This is a genomic window from Terriglobus sp. YAF25 (assembly GCF_052113305.1).
Classification (GTDB): domain Bacteria; phylum Acidobacteriota; class Terriglobia; order Terriglobales; family Acidobacteriaceae; genus Terriglobus.
The window spans coordinates 1-3,707 of sequence record NZ_JBFRCY010000465.1; the positions used below are offsets into that span (position 1 = coordinate 1).

Sequence of the window (3,707 nt, forward strand, 5' to 3'; positions counted from 1 at the left end):
ACCTCCACGGCGTCCTGTTCAACACTCCGATTCCAGTCCTGTTCAACACTCCGATTCCAGTATGAATAGAACTCCGTGCGAAAGTCGCCTTCATTGGATCGGTTCTCGCAGGCACACAGGAAGTCTGCGGCTTGGCCGAGAAGAACACCGACGATTTCCGCAGGGTGATCTGGCCTTTTGACTTTATTGTCGGCGCGTAGACAGAGGCGGCCATCTTCTTCTATATGCGGCCAAGTCAAAAACTCCGGTCGATCCACTAGAAAAAAATTGGGGAGAGAAAACGGAAATCGCGAATCAAGCACCACCCGCAGCCGTCTAGCCACCAAGTCCGTTTGAACGTGGAACTCCCAACCGGCAATCAACGAACGGCCTTCATAGGCCCCAATCTCCCCCAAAGATAAGCGCCGCGCGTTACACACCGACGTGAGGAAGGAATCGACCTTCGAGATTCCTTCCTCACGTAGACGCATCGCGATGCCAGTCCGCTCAGGCATAGCGGCTATTGCCACCCCTCTGGACAGCTTCTGCCTCTGCGGCCTTCCGAGCAATTTCGTCAATCAGGCCTTTCTTCATCACATAGGGTGCCTCGATGGCCGCCTTTCGCACWGACTTCTTGATGGCCTGTTCGGAGATGGTGAACTCCATCGGTGCAGGATTGGCCTCGGTCGGATTCTCTCCCGTGCAGAGGAACTCTCCTTTTGCTCCTTTGGCGATGGATTCATATTCAGTTTTTGCCGCATGGGAGGGCGGATCGCAATCATCATTCTTGATCGCGCAGCTACTGGCGATAATTCGTCCTGCGCCGCGAATTTGTGAGAGCGCCGACTTCGCATCAGGTGAGGCCTTGGCCTTATCGCCGAGGTCGGAACGGCTGTCATGGGACAGCGAGTGCCAAGAGCAGTGATGCGGCGTCTGCAACAGATCGTATTCCAGGACAGCGGATGCTTGCTTGTGCTTTGTCCAAAGCTTTTCCCATATGGTCACTTCGGCGTCCCCGCCGCTCAGGAAGTTCTTGACCGTCTTGCGGGATTCGTCATCTGCCAATTCCATATTCAAAATGACGCTGGAGTGGTTCTTGCGCAGTTCTTCTTCTTCTTCATCGCTCTCGGACTTCGGCATGGGCGCGAGCAGACGTCCCTTGAAGACGGCGTTTTCGGAGCCATTTACCTTTGTGATGTCCTCATCGACCTTCACGACAATCGCTAGGATGTCATCGGTTTTCCCATCTTCATCTTCACCCAAGATCAGAATGCGATCACCGTCGTCAATGCCCGAGCAGTTTTTTTCGCGTGCAATGGCAACCCGTCGTTTCGCCTCGGCGTTGAACTCTTTGGCATCGTCACAAAGCTTATGTTCGACGCTGGCACGCCGGAACACCATAGGCGAGGACCACATCTCCCCGATCAGAATGCGCTTTTCATTGGTGGACTTTTTGTCGTCTGCGTAGTCCGCCGGCGACCCGAGATGGAAGTGCTTCTTCAGCCCCCGGCAATGGTCTTGGTCTGGATGACTCAAAAGAAAGACGTCCACGAACGGGCGTCCATTCACGTCTGTCTTTAGCCGTTCACGAAGATCTTTTGCTACATCGCGAGTTTCGTCATCCGCATCGTCCGCAGCTGCGCGGATATTGCAGTCGATCAGAATGGTTTTCCCGGACTTGTCACCCAGGCAGATAAGCGTCATATCCCCGTTATCTACGGGGAAGAAGGTAATCGAAGTTGCCATTGCAGGAATCTCCCACGGAACTGGCCTCGTCTCGATTTCTGGCGGGGTCGTCCCTCCTTGAAGTAGAATCAAGATTACTATATCCCATCTAGTTTTTAGATGGCGAACAAACGTGGAAAAGAGGGTGGGTTTGGCGGAAAATCAGCTCTTACCGGCAAGGTGGGGACAAGAACGGCGGTTGGAATTCATTGAGTTTCGCCTACTGTGGGACGGACGAGTCAATCGCACCGATTTGGTAAATTACTTCTCCATTTCGACTCCACAAGCGTCTTTGGATTTCGCGCGCTACAGGGAGCTTGCGCCAACGAACGCCGTATACGACGTCTTGCAGAGGACCTATATAGCAAGCGAATCGTTCAAGCCACTTCTTATTCGGGATTCCTCAGAAGAGTATTTGACCCGCCTTTGGGCCACATCGACCGGCGCAATGAACGCAAACTCGTCGTTCCTTGGCTGGATACCCGTGACCGGTATCGTCCGCGACCCGGCGAGGTCGGTCGATTCACTAGTGCTCCAAACTGTGTTGTTGGCGTTGCGTGAGCGGAGGTCGATTCGGATCAAGTACCAATCGATGAGCCATCCCGGCCCTTCTTCACGCCTGGTGTCTCCGCACGCTTTAGGATTCGACGGGCGCCGCTGGCATGTGAGGGCGTTCTGTCACACCCGCAATGAGTTTCGGGACTTTGTATTAGGACGCGTGTATGCGATCCATCTGGGAGACGTCTCTGCGATTGATCCTAAAGATGATGCCGATTGGCACGATTTTGTCGAGGCCATCATCGTCCCTCATCCAGATCTCTCAACTGACCAGCGCAAGGTTGTCGAAGCCGACTACTGCATGGAAGGCGGACGCTTGATCCTGCGTGTCCAAGAAGCGCTTCTTCTTTATCATTTGGAGCACCTTGGCCTTCTAGAAAAAGCAGAGAACCCTAGAAAACATCTTGCTCTCGCAAACCGCGAGGCTCTCCGGCCCTTCTTTCGAAAACATGGCATCGAGAAGTGAAAGGACGGTATGGCAAAGTCTCTCAAACAAAAGAACCAACCTCAACTGATTACCTTTGTCGTTTCAAATGCAATTGCATTAGGCGTGATCGCGTTGGGGCTTCCTCAGCTTCTCAATCTTCTCCAGGAGCTTTCAAAGGGCAACTGGACCATAGTCGGAAAGCTGATCGCCGTTCCGGCGTTCCTGACGCTGGTCACAGGCACTATCGGTTGGGCGATGCCCCGGACTGCAAAAGAGTCCATTGTCTTCTGGAAGACAGGCAGACGTTGTTTGCCATCCAGCAGAGCTTTCACTGTTATTGGACACCGTGACCCGCGGGTCGACATGAAACAACTTCTGACCAAGCATGGGCCATTCCCCACTGAATGTGCAGAGCAAACCGCGCTATGGTACAGAATTTATCGAACTCATACTGCGGACACTTCCGTCGAAGACGCGCATGGTGCTTATTTGCGATTTCGAGAGATGACAACACTCGCTGCTGCTTTCATCGTGGTCGGTATAGCCTGTAGTGCTTTCTTCGACGTTCCAGTCAAACGGGACGTCATCGGAGTTCTGCTGTTAATTGTCGAATACCTGATAGTAATGTTCGCCGCACGTAATGCTGCAACGCATCTTGTTTCAAATGTCCTCGCGTTGGAGAGCGCGAAGGTTATTTCCGAAGTCCCGCAACAAAGTCAAGATTAGATAGTCGATCAAGCTGTCGGAGGTTTCCGCAGTGATCTGTGGTGTACCAGTTCACGGAACACAGTCTAACGGACACCATGTACGGAAGGGAGACTGGTAATGCTTCGCTTCTTAATCTTCAACGTCGGCCATGGATTTTGTGCTTATGCAGTGACACCGTCAGGGGCCTCAATTCTCTTCGACTGTGGTTACGATGATGAATTGCAGTTCTATCCCTCTCGATACTTCAAAGACCGAGGAATTGTAAACATTCACAATTTGGTCCTGAGTCACTTCGACCAAGATCATGTGT

General features: G+C 52.6%; 5 protein-coding genes. 3 read left to right on the forward strand and 2 right to left on the reverse strand.

All coding sequences use genetic code 11. From position 1 onward, the window contains the following. Both AB4043_RS18020 and AB4043_RS18025 read right to left on the reverse strand, forming a co-directional pair. A partial coding sequence (locus tag AB4043_RS18020) for an E2/UBC family protein (RefSeq protein ID WP_442307692.1) occupies nucleotides 1–494 on the reverse strand: 494 nt, incomplete at its 3' end. After that, nucleotides 487–1,725 (reverse strand): hypothetical protein, encoded by a 1,239-nt coding sequence (locus AB4043_RS18025; protein ID WP_442299679.1) that lies wholly within the window; start codon nucleotides 1,723–1,725, stop codon nucleotides 487–489. The genes AB4043_RS18025 and AB4043_RS18020, both read right to left, overlap by 8 nt. A gap of 178 nt (nucleotides 1,726–1,903) precedes the next feature. Here AB4043_RS18025 and AB4043_RS18030 point away from each other — a divergent pair, with 178 nt between their 5' ends. From AB4043_RS18030 to AB4043_RS18040, 3 genes are all read left to right on the forward strand, one after another. Next, nucleotides 1,904–2,728 carry a helix-turn-helix transcriptional regulator gene (locus tag AB4043_RS18030; protein WP_442299678.1) on the forward strand — a complete coding sequence of 275 codons (825 nt, stop codon included), beginning with the start codon at nucleotides 1,904–1,906 and terminating at the stop codon, nucleotides 2,726–2,728. A gap of 9 nt (nucleotides 2,729–2,737) precedes the next feature. Further along, the gene (locus tag AB4043_RS18035) at nucleotides 2,738–3,415 is read left to right on the forward strand and encodes a hypothetical protein (protein WP_442299677.1); all 678 of its coding nucleotides are present in this window, start codon (nucleotides 2,738–2,740) and stop codon (nucleotides 3,413–3,415) included. Between the two features lie 99 nt (nucleotides 3,416–3,514). Continuing rightward, nucleotides 3,515–3,707 (forward strand): MBL fold metallo-hydrolase (locus AB4043_RS18040; protein ID WP_442307693.1); only part of this gene is annotated, 193 nt, incomplete at its 3' end.